Below are 254 nucleotides of genomic sequence, written 5' to 3'. Positions count from 1 at the left end.
CGCCGCCGGAAGCTCGCCGCGCCCCCGGAGGCCGGCGACCAGCGGACCCCCGTACCCGGCGTCGAGGTCGCACCCCGGGCCGGCCGGCCGCGCGCGGCGGCCGGTGACGGACGTCAGCAGCAGACCGGATCCCACCAGCGGCTGCTCGACTCCACCGAAGGCAGGTCGTTCGCGATAAAGGCTCCCGACGAGGGTGCCGAGGGCCCCGAACACCTCGACGGTCCGAACGGCGCCGTCGACGTCACGGACGCGCA

At 76.4% G+C, this 254-nt stretch carries 1 pseudogene; it reads left to right on the top strand.

The features are described 5' to 3' along the window. A pseudogene (locus M1E25_RS14700) lies at positions 1 to 254 on the top strand (hypothetical protein); the annotation flags it as partial.

The sequence above is a fragment of the Streptomyces meridianus genome (assembly GCF_023703325.1).
Lineage (GTDB): Bacteria > Actinomycetota > Actinomycetes > Streptomycetales > Streptomycetaceae > Streptomyces > Streptomyces meridianus.
Note: the sequence above shows the minus strand (reverse complement) of the source record. Positions and strands in the feature narration are given on the sequence as shown.